Below are 15,267 nucleotides of genomic sequence, written 5' to 3' on the forward strand. Positions count from 1 at the left end.
CTTATAGTATATTATCAAGGTCGGCGATAGAGCCAACAAGCTGGCGTGGCACAGATGGTAGCGCACCTCATTGGTAGTGAGGAGGTCACGGGTCCGATTCCCGTCGCTAGCTTTGAGATTCCTCAGGAGAGGAGAGAAGGGGCTGTCCCACAGGAGACTGTGGGCGGTTCCTTCTTTTTTCTCCTCATGCTGTCACATTGTAAGAAGGCCCCTTAGATTTCATCGCAGGAGGTGAAGGTATGGACAAGATTCCATTTTTGAGCAGGGATAAGGCGGAGGAGATTGCGGCCAAGTATCCCACCCCCTTTCATGTCTATGACGAGAGAGGGATCCGGCAGAAGGCGCTCGCCGTCAAGAAGGCGTTTGCCTGGAACCCGGGCTTCCGCGAGTACTTTGCCGTAAAGGCGACCCCCAACCCCTTTCTGATCCGAATCCTGCGGGAATACGGCTGCGGGACGGACTGCTCTTCCTTAAGCGAGCTTATGCTCTCGGACGCCCTCGGGATGAAGGGGGAGGAGATTATGTTCACCTCCAACGACACGCCGGCGGAGGAGTTTCGGTATGCCGCTGAGATCGGAGCAATCATTAACTTCGATGACATCAGCCACATTGATTTCTATGAGAGGAATGTGGGACCTCTGCCGGACACGGTCTGCTGCCGATACAATCCCGGCGGCACCTATGAACTCGCCAACGGGATTATGGACCATCCCGGGGACGCCAAGTACGGCATGACTCATGCGCAGATCATTGAGGCCTATAAGATCCTGAAGGCAAAGGGGGTCAGACATTTCGGCATCCACGCCTTCCTCTGCTCCAATACGGTGACCAATGATTACTACCCGACCCTGGCCGGGACCCTCTTTCGGCTGGTTGTAGAGATCTCCCGGGAGGTGGGGATTCACTTCGATTTCATCAATCTGTCCGGGGGCGTGGGCATTCCCTATAGGCCGGACCAGACTTCCAATGATATCGAGCAAATCGGCCGTGGGGTTCAGAAGGTCTATGACCAGATCTTGGTTCCGGCAGGCATGGATCAGGTCTCGATCTACACAGAGATGGGCCGCTTTATGATGGGCCCCCACGGAGGTCTGGTAACCCGGGCCATTCACGCCAAGCACACCTATAAGAACTATATCGGTTTGGACGCCTGCGCGGCCAACCTCATGCGGCCGGCCATGTATGGGGCCTATCATCACGTCACGGTCCTGGGCAAGGAGGACGCCCCTCTGACCGAGACCTATGACCTGACCGGGGCCCTCTGTGAGAACAATGACAAGTTCGCCATAGACCGAAAGCTGCCCGCAATTGAGACCGGAGACCTCCTCTTCATTCATGACACAGGGGCGCACGGCTTCTCTATGGGTTACAACTATAATGGCCGTCTCTGGAGCTCGGAGATCCTGCTAAGGGAGGACGGGAGCTTCGAATTGATTCGGCGCGCCCAGACTCCGAGGGACTATTTCGCGACCTTTGATTGTTTCGATATCCTGGATCATATGAACTGGGATGCCGGCAAGTAAGAGGGCCGGCCCTGTAAGGCGACTCGACCGGCTGGGTTTCTCCCACCCGGATTTCGCCTTGCAATTTCTTTTTGGTCTGTGATAGTATAGCAGCTGATGGTTCCGCCCTCAGCGGAGGCATTCGCAGGAGTGGCGGAATGGCAGACGCAGCAGACTCAAAATCTGCCGGTAGCAATATCGTGTGGGTTCAAGTCCCATCTCCTGCATAAGCCAAAGAGGCAGTGAGAAGAAGGCTTGCTACTATCGATCGCGCAGACGGCTGATTTGCGGCGCGGTTGACAGTGGTCGGCCTTCCTTCTTATATCTGTGGATCGGGCAGGTTTGACATCAGGTCTTAGCTGGCGGACAATAGAAGTAAGAAATCCATATTGAGGAGGTGAGTCCATTTGAAGTTCAAGAAAATCAGTGACAGCGCAATACGCTGTACCATTACGGCCGATGAGATGTCCAGCTATGACATTCAACTGGACGACCTCCTGGAGGATCGCAAGAAGGCGGAGATTTTCCTCCGCCACATCCTGGAGGAGGCCAAGGAGGAGGTCGACTTCACAGCCAGTGAAGAAGCCCTTTCTGTCCAGCTGTCTGTCATGCCGGGCGGCGATGTCTCTATGATGATTTCGGACGGCAGGGCGGAGAGCCTGCACGATATGCTCGATCAGCTCAAGGATACGTTGGATGAACTGGGCCTGCAGCCGGACGCAGCCGACCACTCGGGCGAGAGCAAGACCGGATCGGAGCCGTCCGCTTCCACGATCTCTTCATCTGATCCGGCAGCTGTGGGCCGGAAGCAGGGGGTCAGCCATGGCAAGGATGCGGCCAAGGCGCCGGCGATTGCCTCTGCAGAAGTTGATCTCAACCAGCAGCCCCCTACGGCGACAGACATTGCCATGGCCAGGATGGGAGAGGAGATCGCCCGCCAGTCCGCTGAGCGCAAGAGCCTTCTGGCCCAGCTGGACAAGCCCCTCTGGGCGGAGTTTTCCTGCTTTGGGAACCTGCTTCGCATGCTGACCTATACCGATCTGCCCAAGGATCTGCCCTCTGAGCTCTATCAAAGGGATGGGGTCTACTACCTGCGCCTCTTCTTCGCGGATAAGGTGGACGATGTGGCCAGGTGTGCCCTGTCTATCTGTGAGTATGCCGACTTTATGTACGCGGAGGAGGAGGGTTTCCTGACCTTCCGGGAGCATGCCAAGTTGCTTGTCGCCGACCCTGCGGTGGCCACCCTCCGCCGGCTGACCTCTCTTGTGGATTGAGCAGATTGAACATACCAGATCTAGTGACAGCCTGCAATTTTGATAAAGTTGCCGAAATCATAGATTTAGTGGAGGATCTCCTGGAAGATTCGCTAGATCTTGTGTAAAATAGTCCTAACAGGGGTGATATTCATGTTAGGAACAAGAGAGCTGCGCTTCGACAAGCATATGAACAAGGATGTCGTCCTGTGCGTGTCAACCAACCACAGGGCTTCCACTTCCACCATAGAGGTCTTGAATGAGGACTCGATTTCTTATTCTCTGAATGTAAAGAGAGTTCCCTTCTATCGCCGCAGGGAGTACCACGGGGCGGCGACGGTGTGCGTGATTTCCATCAACCGGAATCTCTATCACCGGGCCAGGAGAAGCCTGGACCGCATTGATCCCATCTATCGCAGGAGATTGCAGTTGAATGTAATCTAAAGCGCATATATTTACCAATATAAGAGAGCCGACCACGCATGATCGCGGGCGCATATCGGATGCGGCCAAGAGGGGAGGCTCTCTCTTTTTGTCTGTAGGACTTGCGGGGCCGTGACAAGAGGGGGACAATCTCTTAGAATGTGGGCTGTATGTCAGCCGAAAGGCACGAGGAGATGAGCATGACAGGCAAGGCTTTATTTTTCGATATTGACGGGACGCTGGTGAACCAGGACGGAGTTTTCCCGGATTCGGCCAGAAGGGCTCTGACGAGGGCCAGGGCGAGGGGACACAAGCTCTTCCTGTCCACGGGCCGCAATTTCGCCCAGATCTATCCGAAGCTGATCGACTTCGGATTCGATGGCTTCGTCTGCGCCGCCGGGGCCTATGTCAGATGTGACGGGAAGATCGTCTACCATGTGACGATGAAGGAGGAGGAGCTAAAGAAGCTGACGGACTTCTTCCTGGCGCATGATATTATGGTGGGCCTGCAGGTGGAGGACGGATCCTATATCACTCCGCGGGGGCTTGCGCAGATCAGGGAGGGATTCGAAAGACTCGGCGTTCCCCGGGAGAATATGGACTCGGTTCTGGGAGGAATTCACCTGGTAGATAATTTCGATCATGTCAAGGGGGTTGAGAAGCTCTTCTACAACTGGGCCGACCTGACGGTTGAGGAGCTGGCGGCGAAAACCAGCGACTACTTCTCCGTCCTGCCCGCTTCCTTCGGGGACATCATGGACCGGTACTCGGGAGAAATTACAATCCGGGGCATCACCAAGGCGGGAGGCATGAAGCAGGCGCTTGCCTATTACGGGATCGACCGCAAGGACTCCGTGAGCTTCGGGGACGCCTATAATGACCTGGAGATGATGGAGTACGCCGGGATCGGTGTGGCCATGGGCAACGCCAGAGAAGAAGTCAAGGAGGCGGCCGATTATGTGACTGACCACATCGATCGGGACGGGATTCTAAAGGCTCTGGAGGGACTGGCCCTGATCTAGGGAAAGACCGGGCGGGTTATAGGATCTATAAGGGATTGCTATGGGCCCGGCAGGGACAATTTATTGCATAGAGGCGTCAAAAACACTAAGATATGAAGCAATAACAAGGCCTGCCTTCCGACCGGGCAAAAAATCTTCGGCGGGCCCGGTCGGTACAGAGAGAGGAGAGCGCCCATGGCATATAAAATCGGCCTGATTCCCGGGGACGGAATCGGCCCCGAGATTGTCAGAGAGGCAAGGAAGGTTCTGGATGCGGTGGGAGAACTCTATGGCATCCGATTCGACTACTCGGAGATTCTGATGGGAGGAGCCTCCATCGATCGAACCGGCCGGCCCCTGACGGACGAGGCTATTACTCAGGCCAAGGCTTCCGAGGCCGTCCTCATGGGTTCCATCGGGGGCAATACGCAGACCAGTCCCTGGTATAAGCTGCCTCCGGAGCTTCGGCCCGAGGCCGGCCTTCTGGCCCTGCGCAAGGCGCTGAATCTCTTCGCAAACCTGCGGCCGGCCATCCTCTATCCGCAGCTGAAGGCAGCCTGCCCTCTGCGCGACGAGATCATCGGGGAAGGCTTCGATATGATCATTGTCCGCGAGTTGACCGGCGGCCTCTATTTCGGCAGGAGAGAGACCCGGGAAGTGGACGGCTTGGTCACGGCGACAGACTGCCTGACCTATAACGAGGAGGAGATCCGCCGCATTGCAAGGCGGGCCTTCGATGTCGCCCTCAAGAGGAGGAGGAAAGTCACTTCGGTCGACAAGGCCAACGTCCTCGACTCGTCCAGGCTCTGGAGGAAGCTGGTGGAAGAAGTGGCCGGGGACTATCCCCAGGTGGTCTGCGAGCATATGCTGGTGGACAATGCCGCCATGCAGCTGGTCAGGAACCCGGGGCAGTTCGATGTGATTCTGACGGAGAACATGTTCGGGGACATTCTCTCCGATGAGGCCTCTATGGTGACCGGATCCATCGGCATGCTGGCATCCGCCAGCCTCAATGAGACCAGGTTCGGTCTCTACGAGCCATCCGGCGGGTCTGCTCCCGATATCGCGGGCAAGGGGATTGCCAATCCGATTGCGACCATCCTGTCGGCTGCGATGATGCTGCGCTTCTCCCTGGATCAGGATCAGGCGGCGGACTCGATCGAGGCGGCTGTGGCCGGAGCCCTGGAGGAGGGCTACCGCACCGCCGATATCATGCCCCGGTCGAAGGAGGAAGCCGCAGGAATCCGCCAGCTCTCAACCGCGCAGATGGGGGACCTGATCTGCCGGAAACTATGTAGGAGATAGATATGATCAGTGACAAGATGAAATCAGGAAAGCGGCAGGCTCCGGCCCGCTCGCTCTTAAATGCGCTGGGTTTTACCCCGGAGGAGGTCAGAAAACCTCTGATCGGAATTGTCAGCGGCTTCAATGAAATCGTACCGGGCCATATGGACTTGGACAAGATATCCGACGCAGTCAAGCTGGGCGTCGCCGAGGCAGGGGGAACACCTGTGGTCTTCCCCGCGATTGCCGTCTGCGACGGCCTGGCCATGGGGCATATCGGAATGAAATACTCTCTGGTGTCCAGGGATCTTATCGCGGACTCCACGGAGGTCATGGCCCTCGCCCACCAGTTCGACGGCCTGGTCATGATCCCCAACTGCGACAAGACGGTTCCGGGGATGCTGATGGCGGCTGCCCGGATCAATATCCCCACGGTGTTCGTGTCCGGCGGACCCATGCTGGCGGGTCATGTCGGGGGAGAGAAGACATCTCTGTCCTCCATGTTTGAGGCGGTGGGAGCCAATGCGGCGGGGAAGATGGACGATGACACCTTACAGTGTTATGAGAATAACGCCTGTCCCACCTGCGGATCCTGCTCCGGCATGTACACGGCCAATTCCATGAACTGCCTGACAGAAGCCCTCGGAATGGGCCTGCGGGGGAACGGGACCATCCCGGCGGTCTATTCCGACCGGCGCAAGCTGGCCAAGAGGGCCGGCTACACAGTCATGGACCTGGTCGCAAAGAACATCCGCCCCAGAGATATCATGACCAGGGACTCCATCCTGAATGCCCTGACCGTCGATATGGCCCTCGGCTGCTCCACCAATTCCATGCTCCACCTGCCCGCTATTGCGCATGAGATCGGATTTGACTTCGACATCAGCTTTGCCAATCCCATCTCCGAGCGGACACCAAATCTCTGCCATCTTGCGCCGGCCGGCCACCACTACATCGAGGAGCTCAATGAGGCGGGCGGCGTCTATGCGGTCATGAATGAGCTGGCCAAGAAGGGACTGATCCACGAGGACTGCCTGACGGTATCGGGACAGACCATAGGACAAGCCATTGCGGGCGCTCTCAACCGGAATCCCGAGGTCATCCGGCCCATTGACAGGCCCTACTCCAATCAGGGTGGGCTTGCCGTTCTGTCCGGGAATATCGCCCCGGACGGGTCGGTGGTCAAGCGGTCTGCGGTGGCCCCCGAGATGATGCGCCATGAGGGACCGGCCAGAGTCTTTGACTGCGAGGAGGATGCGATCGATGCGATCCAGGGAGGCAGGATCCTGCCCGGCGATGTCGTTGTCATCCGCTATGAGGGCCCCAAGGGCGGGCCCGGCATGAGAGAGATGCTCAACCCGACCTCGGCGATTGCCGGCATGGGTTTGGGCGAATCCGTCGCCCTGATTACGGACGGCCGCTTCTCCGGCGCCTCCAGAGGAGCCTCGATCGGCCATGTCTCCCCGGAGGCGGCGGTCGGCGGTCCCATCGCCCTGATTGAGGAGGGCGATATTATAGAGATTGACATTCCCGGGATGCGCCTTGATGTCAAGCTGTCTGACTGGGAACTGGAGGAGAGAAGGGCCAAATGGAAGCCCAGAGAGGCCTCCGTGACCACCGGATACCTGGCCCGCTATGCTGCGATGGTTACGTCCGGCAACCGGGGCGCTGTCCTGGAGGTCCCCGGAGCCGGGAAGGTATCCGGGTGACGGGGCCGGCCGGGAAGACAGAGCGTGTTAAGAGACGGCAGGACTAAGGGCCGGCAGGCACGGCCAAGACCTATGTTATGGAAGAGAGCAGGATATGCATATGACAGGATCACAGATACTCATCGAGTGTCTGAAGGAGCAGGGGGTTGACACGGTATTCGGCTACCCGGGCGGCGCAATTTTAAATGTCTACGATGAACTCTATCGCCACAGCGATGAGATCCGCCATGTCTTGACCAGCCATGAGCAGGGAGCCTCGCACGCCGCGGACGGTTACGCCAGAGCGACCGGCAAGGTGGGGGTCTGCTTCGCTACCTCCGGACCGGGGGCGACCAACCTGGTCACAGGAATCGCAACCGCCTATATGGACTCCGTGCCTGTCGTGGCCATTACCTGTAATGTGGGGGTCTCTCTTCTGGGCAAGGACTCTTTCCAGGAAGTGGATATCGCCGGTATTACCATGCCGATCACCAAGCACAACTTTATCGTAAAGGATGTACGTCATCTGGCAGACACCCTGCGCAGGGCCTTCGCCATTGCCAAAAGCGGACGCCCGGGGCCGGTCCTTGTGGATATCACCAAGGATGTGACGGCGGCGTCCGCTTCGTTCGAGAACAAGAGTCCGGTTCCCCTGCGCAAGGTCAGAGAGCAGACCGGTCAGGAGAGCCTGGAGCGAGCAGTGCGGATGATTCGGTCCGCAAGCCGCCCCTATATCTTTGTGGGGGGCGGCGCCGTGATCTCGGGGGCAGAGGAGGAACTGGCGACCTTTGTCAAACTGGTGGATGCCCCGGTCTGCGACTCCCTGATGGGCAAGGGGGCTTTCGACGGCAATGACCCCGCCTACTCCGGCATGCTCGGCATGCACGGGACCAAGGCCTCCAATTTCGGCGTCAGCCGCTGTGACCTTCTGATCGCCATCGGGACCCGCTTCTCCGACCGGGTCATCGGCAACCCCAAGGCCTTCGCCAAGGATGCCAAGATTCTTCATATTGACATCGACCCGGCGGAGATCAACAAGAATATCGTGGTCAACGCGGATGTCATCGGGGATGTCAAGGAGGTCCTCCGCAAACTGAATCCCATGATCGACCAGCAGGATCACAGCGATTGGAAGAGGGAAGTGGCCAGGGCCAAGGAGCGCTTTCCCCTCCTCTACGATCACAGCCGGCTCAGCGGTCCTTACCTGGTCGAGAAGATCTGGGAGAAGACCGGAGGAGATGCGGTGATTGTGACCGAGGTTGGCCAGCACCAGATGTGGACGGCCCAGTACTACCGCTTTCGCCGACCCCGCCAGTTCCTGACTTCCGGCGGGCTCGGGACCATGGGATATGGACTCGGAGCGGCCATCGGGGCCCAGATCGGCTGCCCGGACAAGCAGGTCATCAATATCGCCGGCGACGGCTGCTTTCGCATGAACATGAACGAAATCGCAACAGCCGTGAGAGAGCGGCTTCCCCTGATCGAGGTTCTGGTCGACAACCGGGTCCTCGGCATGGTCCGCCAGTGGCAGGATCTCTTCTACGGAAAACGCTATTCCCAGACGGTCTTAGCTGACAATATCGACTACGTCAAGCTGGCTGAGGCCATGGGGGCGACGGCTTATTCCGTCTCTGACAAGGAGGAGTTCAATCGGGCTCTCGACGCGGCCCTGGCCGCTGAGGGGCCGGTTCTCATTGACGCCCACATTGATCCGGATCTCAAGGTATGGCCCATGGTCGCCCCGGGCAAGTCCATTGCGGAGGCATTTGACCAGAGAGACCTGGACGAGGGAGTGAAGAAATAGTCGGATCGGGAATCTGATGGATGAATGGAAAGGAATGTATGATGAGCAGAGTCTATAACTTCTCCGCCGGCCCGGCGGTCTTGCCGGAGGAAGTGCTGAGAGAGGCACAGGAAGAGATGATGGATTACCGGGGATGCGGCATGTCCGTCATGGAGATGTCCCACAGGTCCTCCATGTTTCAGGAGATCATCCGGGAGGCCGAGGCGGATTTTCGCTCCCTGATCGGCATTCCCGACAATTACAAGGTTCTCTTCCTGCAGGGAGGGGCCTCCCAGCAGTTTGCGGCAATCCCCATGAATCTGATGCAAAAGAAAAAGGCCGGCTATATCATCACGGGCCAGTGGGCCAAGAAGGCGGCCGCCGAGGCGAGAAAGTACGGGCAGGTAGTTGAACTGGCCTCCTCCGCCGACCGCACCTTCTCCTATATCCCTGACCTGTCAGACCTTCCGGTCACCGAGGATATGGACTATGTCTATATCTGTCAGAACAATACCATTTACGGGACCCGATTCACGGAGCTCCCGGACACCAAGGGGGTCGACCTGGTCAGTGATGTCTCCTCCATGTTCCTGTCCGAGCCCATGGACATCTCCAAGTACGCTGTCCTCTATGGCGGGGTCCAGAAGAATGTCGGTCCGGCCGGCCTTGTCATCGATGTCATCCGTCAGGACCTGATCAGAGATGACCTGGATCCATCCGTCCCGACGATGCTCCGCTTCGACACGCAGGCGGAGGCCGGGTCCCTCTACAATACACCCAACTGCTGGTCGATCTACATCTGCGGCAAGGTCTTCAAGTGGCTTAAGAATATGGGCGGTCTTGGCGTGATGAAGGAGAAAAATGAGGAAAAGGCCGCGATCCTCTATGACTTCCTGGACCGGTCAGACCTCTTTCATGGAACGGTCGAGAAGAAAGACCGGTCCCTGATGAATGTGCCATTTGTGACAGGAGACAAGGACTTGGATGCCAAATTCGTCGCCGAGGCTAAGGCCTGCGGCCTTGAGAATCTCAAGGGCCACAGGACGGTGGGCGGAATGAGGGCTTCCATCTACAATGCCATGCCGAAGGCAGGAGTTGAGAAACTGGTTGATTTCATGGAGGACTTTGAGAAGAAGAACCGCTGAGTCCTGCCCTGTCAGCAGAAGGCGGCCTTTATCGGAAATGGAGAGATTGTTATGTATCAGTATGCGACTTTGGACAATATTGCAAAGGTCGGAACGGACCTTTTCAGTACAGACTACAAGCATGTCGAGGAGGTGGAGAGCGCGGAAGCGATTCTGGTCCGGTCCTCCAAGATGCATGAGATGAACTTCTCCGACCGGCTCCTGGCCATTGCCAGGGCGGGCGCCGGAGTCAACAACATTCCGCTGGACCGGTGCGCCAGGGAGGGGATCGTGGTCTTCAACACTCCCGGGGCCAATGCCAATGCGGTCAAGGAGCTGGTCATCGCGGGGATGCTCCTGGCCTCCCGCGATATTGTGGGCGGGATCGACTGGGTCCGGGCCAATGCCTCGGATGAGAACATCGCAAAGGCGGCGGAGAAGGCCAAGAAGCAGTTCGCCGGCCGGGAACTGGCGGGCAAGAAACTGGGCGTCATCGGTCTGGGCGCCATTGGTCAGAAGGTGGCCAATACGGCCCTCCACCTGGGGATGGAAGTCCTGGGCTATGACCCCTACATCTCTGTCGGCGCCGCCTGGAACCTGTCCAGAAATGTCCGGCATGTATCAAGCGCGGAGGACATCTACAGGGACTGCGACTACATCAGTCTGCATGTGCCTGCCTCGGACGCCACGAAGGGGATGATCTCCAAGGCGGCGGTCCAGCAGATGAAGCGGGATGTCGTCATCTTGAATTTTGCAAGAGATGTCCTGGTTGATGAGGCGGCCCTTGTAAACGGGATCGCCGCGGGCAAGATTCACCGCTATGTGACGGATTTCGCCAATCCGACCGTGGCAGGCGCAGAGGGCGTGATTGTGCTGCCTCATCTGGGAGCCTCCACGGAAGAGGCAGAGGACAACTGCGCTGTGATGGCCGTCGAGGAGATCCGCAATTATATCGAGAACGGCAATATCATCAACTCCGTCAATTTTCCCCGCTGTGACATGGGGGAGTGCGCTAGTTCCAGCAGGCTTGCTATCCTCCACAAGAACTCCAAGGGGACCCTGGCCGCCATCACGAGTATTGTCGGCGACGCGGACGTCAATGTGTCGGACATGACTAACAAGTCCAAGGGGGATTACGCCTATACCTTGATGGATCTGGATTCTGCCATGCCCCTGGAGGTGATTGAACAGCTGAACGGGCTTGAGACTGTGATCAAGGTAAGGGTGGTCAAGTAGTCGAGAGATTGACCCTGCTCTAAACTCTGTCCGGCAGATGGGAACAAATCGACGCGTTTTGTCTCTGCTATGGAGGTAAATCATGAGAAAGAAAAAACAGAAGTTGTCTCTTGTGGCGAGTTTCGTCATTGTCCTCGTTGTCTTCACAGGGGAGTTGATTCTGCAGCTTTGGGAGAAGGATCGGACATGAATATCAGTGAAGTCTTGACAGGTAATTTTCATCCGCAGAACTGGATCAACGGGCAGATTCCGAACCTCTTGTCCTTCTTCTGGTCGGTCCTGATCTCCCTCCTGGTCTGGGGGCTGGGGGTCAAGCTGTCCGGCCTGGTCCGCAAACTGATTCGGAAGGGAATGAAGAGGCAAGACATCGACACCGGAGCCATTCAGTTCATCGACTCCCTCCTCAAGTGGCTGGTCTATCTGGGACTGGTCCTTGTGATTCTTCGGGTCTTCGGTGTACAGACGGTCTCCGCTGCCGCCGCGATTGCCTCCTTGGGCGTGACGGCGGGTCTGGCCCTGCAGGGGTCTCTGGCCAACTTTGCAGGAGGCGTCCTGATCCTCCTCCTCCATCCCTTTCGGGTGGGAGACTATATCGTCGAGGACACGCACGCCAACGAGGGGACGGTCATTGAGATCACGGTCTTCTACACCAAGCTCAAATCCTTTGACAATAAAATTATCATCATTCCCAACGGAACACTGGCCAACACCTCGATGACCAACGTGACCCATGCGGATATCAGGATGATCAACCTGTCGGTCGGAATCTCCTATGAGGACGACATCCGAAAGGCCAAGGACCTGCTCATGCGCCTGGTCAAAGAGGAGCCGAGGGCCCTGGACACGCAGCCCTATCAGGTCTTTGTATCAGACCTGGCCGCGTCCTCCGTGAAACTGGGCCTGCGCTTCTGGGTCTCGACAGGAGACTACTGGAATGTCCACTGGAGTATGCTTGAGAAGATCAAATTGACCTTCGATGAGGAGGGGATCTGCATTCCCTTTCAGCAGCTGGATGTCCATATGGATCGGTCATAGAGGATGAGAAGGATGGAGGTTATTCATGGCGAAGGTCAATGATGCCTATGAGGTCATAAGAGAGGAACACCTTGGGGACATCTCCTCAGACGGGCTGCTCTTGCGCCACAGGAAATCCGGAGCGCACCTGGTCCTGATTCAAAATGAGGACGAGAACAAGGTATTCTACATCGGCTTTCGGACCCCGCCGAAGGATTCCACCGGAGTAGCCCATATCATAGAGCACTCCGTCCTCTGCGGCTCAGATAAGTATCCTGTCAAGGATCCCTTCGTGGAGCTTGTCAAGGGGTCTCTGAACACCTTCCTGAATGCCATGACCTATCCGGACAAGACGGTCTATCCGGTGGCCTCCTGCAATGACAGGGACTTCGACAATCTGGTGGATGTCTACATGGACGCCGTCTTTCATCCCCGCATTTACAGCAGGCCGGAGATCTTCATGCAGGAGGGCTGGCACTATGAGCTCAAGAGCCCGGAAGATCCCATCAGGATCAACGGTGTTGTCTATAACGAGATGAAGGGGGCCTTCTCCTCTCCGGACGATGTCCTGGAGAGGAAGGTCATGGAGTCTCTCTTTCCGGACACCCCCTACGGGGTGGAATCCGGCGGCGATCCGGCCTCAATCCCGGACCTGACCTATGAGGACTTCCTTGATTTTCACAGGAAGTACTATCACCCCTGCAACGCCTATATCTACCTCTATGGGGACTTCGACATGGAGGCCAAGCTGGCCTATCTGGACCGGGAGTATTTGAGTCATTACGAGGCGATCGGGGTCGACAGCCGAATCCCCCTTCAGTCGCCCTTTGGACAGATGCGCCGTGTGGAGGAGTCCTATCCCGTCTCCGCGGCAGAAGACCAGGAGGATGCCGGCTATCTCTCCTATAATCTGGTTGTCGACACGGCATTAAATCCTGTCCTCTATCAGGCCTTCAAGATCCTGGACTATGCGCTCTTGGATTCTCCGGGCGCCCCCATAAAGAAGGCCCTGATTGACGCCGGCATCGGCAGGGACATCTATGGCGGCTATGACGCCGGCATCCTCCAGCCGGTCTTCTCTATCACGGCCAAGGGGGCGGATCCCGAGGATGCCGACCGCTTCCTTCAGATCATCCGGCAGACGCTAGAGGACCAAGTTCGCGATGGGGTGGATCATAAGGCCCTCTACGCAGCGATCAATACGGCTCAGTTCCAGCTCAGAGAGGCCGATTACGACCGCTATCCCAGGGGACTGATCTGGGGACTCCGACTCCTGGATTCCTGGCTCTATGATGAGAGAGAGCCCTTTATGCACCTGCAGGGGAGCGGGATCTTAGGTGAGCTCAAGCAGAAGGTCGCAGAGGGATATTTCGAGGACCTGATCCGCCGCCAGCTGCTGGGAAATACCCATGCCTCTCTTGTTATGCTTCTTCCCAAGAAGGGTCTGGCGAGCAAGAGGAACAGGAAACTGGATCAAACGATGGCTTCCTATAAGAACAGGCTCACGGGGGAGGAGATCCGGACCCTGATCGATCAGACCCTGCGCCTGACGGCCTATCAGGAGGACGAGGACAGTCCACAGGATCTCGAGAAGATTCCCATGCTCCAAAGGGAGGACTTGCGCCGGGAGATTCATTCGATTGACTGTGATGTGAAGAGGGTGGGAGATTTCACAGTCCTCCACCACAATGTGGCGACCAACGGCATCCACTATCTGAACCTGGTCTTCCATGCCGATCATATTGCCCAGGAGGATCTGGGCTCTCTGGCCTTTTTGGCCAAGCTCCTGGGACTGGTGGATACGGAGCGGTACACCTATACCGACCTGGCCAATGCGATTCACCTGGCGACCGGCGGCATCTCGACCGGCCTGCAGACCTATCCCGGAGGAGAGAGGGGGTATCGGCTGACTCTGGAGGTTCACGCCAAGTTCCTCAGTCCGGACATAGAATCCGCCGCCCGTCTGATGGAGGAGGTCATGCTGACCAGTTCCTTCGCTGATGGAAAGCGACTCAAGGATCTCCTGGATGAGGAGATCCTGCGGATGGAGACCAAGCTCATGACTGCCGGCCATACGGTCGCCGCAAATCGCGCCAACTCCTATTTCTCCCCCCTCGGGAAGCTGACCGATGAGATCAGCGGGATCGGTTATTACCGCTTCCTGAAGAAGACGGCAGGGCATTTCCGGGAGATGGAGGAGGAGATCAAGGACAAGCTGATCAACCTAAAGCACGCCGTCTTCCGCCCGGAGAATATGCTGGTCTCTTCTGTCTCTGACAATGAAGGACTTGTCCGGCTGGAAGGCTGCCTGCCTCAGATTGCGAGTCGCCTATACCGGGACTGCTACCAACTGCCGGCGGCGGATGAGATGGTCCTGACCGAGCCGAACGAGGCCTTCAAGTCTGCCTCTCAGGTCAACTACCTGGCCATGAGCGGAGACTTCGGACGGGAGGGCTTCTCCTACCGGGGGGCTCTCCGTATCCTTGAGACGATACTGGCATACGAGTACTTCTGGATGAACATTCGCGTCAAGGGCGGGGCCTATGGCTGTATGTCAAGATTCAGCAGAAGCGGAAAACTGTCCTTTATGTCCTACCGAGACCCAAAGATCAGGGAGACCAGGGAGGTCTTTGCCCGGACGGCCGACTTCCTTCGGGATTTTGACGCGGATGAGCGCACGATGACCAAGTTCATCATCGGAACTCTCTCCGGCATGGACACTCCTCTTACTCCTTCGATGCGGGGAAGCCGGGGGCTTGCCGCCTATATGAGCGGGATCTCGGACGATATCCTGCAGGAGGAGAGAGATGAGATCATCCGTGCAGAAGTGGAGGATATCCGCGGCCTTGCCGACCTGGTTGCGTCGGCTGTAGAGCAGGACTATATCTGTGTCATCGGCAATGAGGATGCCATTGAGGAGGAGAGAGACCTCTTCCACAGGCTCGAGCCCCTGCTGTAG

11 protein-coding genes and 2 tRNA genes are annotated in these 15,267 nt (G+C 57.4%); all 13 read left to right on the forward strand.

All coding sequences use genetic code 11. From position 1 onward, the window contains the following. Nucleotides 1-39: 39 nt before the first annotated feature. Nucleotides 40-112: transfer RNA gene (locus tag ACO5R6_RS02640), tRNA-Thr, on the forward strand. 127 nt (nt 113-239) lie between these two features. Next, nucleotides 240-1,523 carry a diaminopimelate decarboxylase gene (locus tag ACO5R6_RS02645; RefSeq protein ID WP_485625637.1) on the forward strand — a complete coding sequence of 428 codons (1,284 nt, stop codon included), beginning with the start codon at nt 240-242 and terminating at the stop codon, nt 1,521-1,523. 123 nt (nt 1,524-1,646) lie between these two features. After that, a tRNA-Leu gene (locus ACO5R6_RS02650) sits at nt 1,647-1,729 on the forward strand. Nucleotides 1,730-1,909: 180 nt separating this feature from the next. Then, nucleotides 1,910-2,776 (forward strand): adaptor protein MecA, encoded by an 867-nt coding sequence (locus ACO5R6_RS02655; RefSeq protein WP_485625639.1) that lies wholly within the window; start codon nt 1,910-1,912, stop codon nt 2,774-2,776. A 132-nt stretch (nt 2,777-2,908) separates the two neighbouring features. Beyond that, entirely contained in the window at nt 2,909-3,199 is a 291-nt protein-coding gene (locus ACO5R6_RS02660) for a hypothetical protein (protein WP_485625640.1), read from the forward strand. 179 nt (nt 3,200-3,378) lie between these two features. Then, the gene (locus ACO5R6_RS02665) at nt 3,379-4,200 is read left to right on the forward strand and encodes a Cof-type HAD-IIB family hydrolase (RefSeq protein ID WP_485625641.1); all 822 of its coding nucleotides are present in this window, start codon (nt 3,379-3,381) and stop codon (nt 4,198-4,200) included. A gap of 174 nt (nt 4,201-4,374) precedes the next feature. After that, on the forward strand, nt 4,375-5,484 hold the full coding sequence (gene leuB / locus ACO5R6_RS02670; protein ID WP_485625642.1) for a 3-isopropylmalate dehydrogenase: 1,110 nt from the start codon (nt 4,375-4,377) through the stop codon (nt 5,482-5,484). Nucleotides 5,485-5,486: 2 nt separating this feature from the next. Beyond that, nucleotides 5,487-7,172, forward strand: a complete 1,686-nt coding sequence (gene ilvD, locus ACO5R6_RS02675; RefSeq protein WP_485625643.1) for a dihydroxy-acid dehydratase — start codon at nt 5,487-5,489, stop codon at nt 7,170-7,172. 94 nt (nt 7,173-7,266) lie between these two features. Continuing rightward, nucleotides 7,267-8,955 (forward strand): biosynthetic-type acetolactate synthase large subunit, encoded by a 1,689-nt coding sequence (gene ilvB / locus ACO5R6_RS02680; protein ID WP_485625644.1) that lies wholly within the window; start codon nt 7,267-7,269, stop codon nt 8,953-8,955. Nucleotides 8,956-8,996: 41 nt separating this feature from the next. Further along, nucleotides 8,997-10,079 (forward strand): 3-phosphoserine/phosphohydroxythreonine transaminase, encoded by a 1,083-nt coding sequence (serC, locus tag ACO5R6_RS02685; protein WP_485625645.1) that lies wholly within the window; start codon nt 8,997-8,999, stop codon nt 10,077-10,079. 51 nt (nt 10,080-10,130) lie between these two features. After that, nucleotides 10,131-11,294, forward strand: a complete 1,164-nt coding sequence (locus ACO5R6_RS02690) for a phosphoglycerate dehydrogenase (protein WP_485625647.1) — start codon at nt 10,131-10,133, stop codon at nt 11,292-11,294. A gap of 186 nt (nt 11,295-11,480) precedes the next feature. Continuing rightward, nucleotides 11,481-12,329: a mechanosensitive ion channel family protein gene (locus ACO5R6_RS02695; protein WP_485625648.1), complete on the forward strand. Its 849-nt coding sequence runs from the start codon at nt 11,481-11,483 to the stop codon at nt 12,327-12,329. Between the two features lie 25 nt (nt 12,330-12,354). Next, nucleotides 12,355-15,267, forward strand: coding sequence for an insulinase family protein (locus ACO5R6_RS02700; protein ID WP_485625649.1), 2,913 nt, complete (start codon nt 12,355-12,357; stop codon nt 15,265-15,267).

The organism is Shuttleworthella sp. (assembly GCF_057251025.1).

Coding starts and splice junctions, on each gene's coding strand:
- ACO5R6_RS02645 (WP_485625637.1), top strand. CDS start 240: ATGGACAAGATTCCATTTTTGAGCAGGGATAAGGCGGAGGAGATTGCG.
- ACO5R6_RS02660 (WP_485625640.1), top strand. CDS start 2,909: ATGTTAGGAACAAGAGAGCTGCGCTTCGACAAGCATATGAACAAGGAT.
- ACO5R6_RS02665 (WP_485625641.1), top strand. CDS start 3,379: ATGACAGGCAAGGCTTTATTTTTCGATATTGACGGGACGCTGGTGAAC.
- leuB (WP_485625642.1), top strand. CDS start 4,375: ATGGCATATAAAATCGGCCTGATTCCCGGGGACGGAATCGGCCCCGAG.
- ilvD (WP_485625643.1), top strand. CDS start 5,487: ATGATCAGTGACAAGATGAAATCAGGAAAGCGGCAGGCTCCGGCCCGC.
- ilvB (WP_485625644.1), top strand. CDS start 7,267: ATGCATATGACAGGATCACAGATACTCATCGAGTGTCTGAAGGAGCAG.
- serC (WP_485625645.1), top strand. CDS start 8,997: ATGAGCAGAGTCTATAACTTCTCCGCCGGCCCGGCGGTCTTGCCGGAG.
- ACO5R6_RS02690 (WP_485625647.1), top strand. CDS start 10,131: ATGTATCAGTATGCGACTTTGGACAATATTGCAAAGGTCGGAACGGAC.
- ACO5R6_RS02695 (WP_485625648.1), top strand. CDS start 11,481: ATGAATATCAGTGAAGTCTTGACAGGTAATTTTCATCCGCAGAACTGG.
- ACO5R6_RS02700 (WP_485625649.1), top strand. CDS start 12,355: ATGGCGAAGGTCAATGATGCCTATGAGGTCATAAGAGAGGAACACCTT.